We start from the raw sequence: 2121 nt of genomic DNA, 5'->3' as shown, positions 1-2121 counted from the left end.
CCCGGTGGGGGCCTGGCAGTTGGCGGAGTACTGGGACTGTCCGGTGCCCAGGATCGTGTCGATGTAGTCGCGCGTCTCCTGATACGGCGGCACACCCTGGTGCTGCTCAACAGCACCGGGCCCGGCGTTGTAGGCGGCCAGGGTCAGGCGCACGAGCTCGTCCGCGTCGTCACCGGCGATCGGTTGCACGTCGGTCTTCAGTGCGGCCATGTAGCGGCCATAAGCGGGAATCGCGTCCTCAGGGTCGAAGGGGTCCCCACCCTCGCCGTAGGTAGCCCAGGTGGCGGGCATGAACTGGGCGATGCCTTGGGCGCCGGCCGGGCTGGTGGCGTCCGGGTTCCACCTGGATTCTTGGGCCAGTTGTGCCGCCACCACACTGACGGGCAGCCCGGCGGTCTGGGCGGCTGCTTCGACCAGTGGCGCCCAGCCGTTGGGGATGTTCAGTGCCCGCTCCTCACCGTTGTCGTTGTCCGTGGTGCCTGCGGTGACGGTGCAGGAGGTAGCTGAGGTCGTCTCCTCGTCCTCGGCCAGGGTCGCGACGAGCACGGCGAGGGCCACGATCGAGCCGATGGCGAAGACCAACAGCAGCGCCACGACGGCGCTGAGGGCACGGGGGGATCCAGCCGACATCACAGCCTCCTGGGGGGATGGGAGGGCGGTGGGTCAGAGCTGGTCGGTCAGGGTGGCGGTGGCTTCCTCGTAGGCCCGCACGGTCCCCGGGTGCAGGGCGTCGTAGTGGAAGGCGCGTCCTTCCTGGAGGGACTTGTCAAAGGGGATGACGACGACCCCGGCGAGTCCGACCGCCTCGGCGTACTCGCGCAGGCGAGTGAGACGTTCGGTGTTGTTGGTGGCGGTGTTGGAGACCACCAGCACGGAGCGGGCCAGTTTCTGCCCGTGGCCTTCGGCTTGGACGGCGGCCACGGTGGCTTCCAGCAGGCGGGCGTCGTCCTCGCGGTTGTGGGCCACCAGCACCAGGGAGTCCGCCACGTCCACGGCGGCCCGCCAGGTGGAGGACTGGGCGGAGTTGCCGGTGTCGAGCAGGATCAGGCTGTAGAGGGAGCGCAGGGTCTCATGCGCTGCCCGCACGGAGCGTCCGTCCACCCGTGTCCGGTCGGTGCCTTCGGGCGGAGAGGCGAGCACGTGGATGCGGTCGTCGCCCTGGGGGCGCACGTAGCGCACGAGGTCGGCGGTGCGGCGGGTGACGGTCTCGAGGTTGCGGATCAGATCCAGGGTGGTGCGGTCATGATTGGCGGTCAGGGCCCGTTCGGCCAGGGTGCCCTGGTTCTCGTTGAACTCCCCGGCCAGAATGTTGCCCCCGCGCACCCGTCCGGCGGTGGCGGCGAGGTGGTAGGCCGTGGTGGTCTTCCCGCCTCCACCCTTGAGCTGGAGCACGGCGACGGTGCGGTGAGTCTCCAGGGGCCGCTGGATCCGGGCGCGACGGGCCCGAGACGCCCGCTCAGCGGCCGAGGCCGCCAGGGACAGCCCGAGGGCCTGGTTGCACCACCCGCGCCAACCCTGCCGGGCCGACGACTCGGGCGTGTCCGTGGTCGTCTCCCGGCGCAGCTGCAGACGGGGATCACCGGCCTCGACGACCACCGGGGCCGACGTGGAGCTGGTGGGCGCCGGGGCGCTGGAGGGTGCGCTGCCCGCCTGTGGGCCAGCTGCGCGCGCAGGGCCCAGAGGGGTCTCTGCGGGCGTGTCGCCCGTGACGGACGCGGACGTTGGGGCCAGAACTGGCGGCACGGAGACGTCCCTTGAGCAGGGGACACGGGCATCGGGAAGCGTCTCCAGGGGCTCCTCGTCGACGGAGGGCTCCACGGGCTGGTGTTCAATCAGGTCAGCGGCCGGTTCGGTCGCCGCCACTGGGCCTGTCGCCTCCTCAGCATCCGATACAAGGTCATCGACTGTGACAGCACGTGAAGAGCCTCCCCGGGAGGGTCGTTTCTTGATGGGGACACTGGCATCTGCTGCCACGGAGCCGTCCGCAGAAACGATCAGGGAGGTCTCCGGCTCGGTCGCGGAGGTCGGGTCGATGGCCGTCAGTTTCACGGGTCGCCCCAGGTCACCGGCGATAGAGACCACATGCTCAATGGCTGCCGGCATCGAGGCGAACTCGTAGGG

At 70.2% G+C, this 2121-nt stretch carries 2 protein-coding genes; both read right to left on the bottom strand.

Features of this window, described 5'->3' with window-relative positions:
* Positions 1-630, bottom strand: a 630-nt coding sequence (locus tag BJF77_RS01485; RefSeq protein WP_139318386.1) for a lytic transglycosylase domain-containing protein, incomplete at its 3' end; no start/stop codon positions are given.
* A 33-nt stretch (positions 631-663) separates the two neighbouring features.
* Positions 664-1596, bottom strand: a complete 933-nt coding sequence (locus BJF77_RS01480) for a hypothetical protein (protein WP_075871083.1) — start codon at positions 1594-1596, stop codon at positions 664-666.
* Positions 1597-2121: the final 525 nt, after the last annotated feature.

The organism is Kocuria sp. CNJ-770 (genome assembly GCF_001942375.1).
In the GTDB taxonomy this organism is placed as follows: Bacteria; Actinomycetota; Actinomycetes; order Actinomycetales; family Micrococcaceae; genus Kocuria; species Kocuria oceani.
Note: the sequence above shows the minus strand (reverse complement) of the source record. Positions and strands in the feature narration are given on the sequence as shown.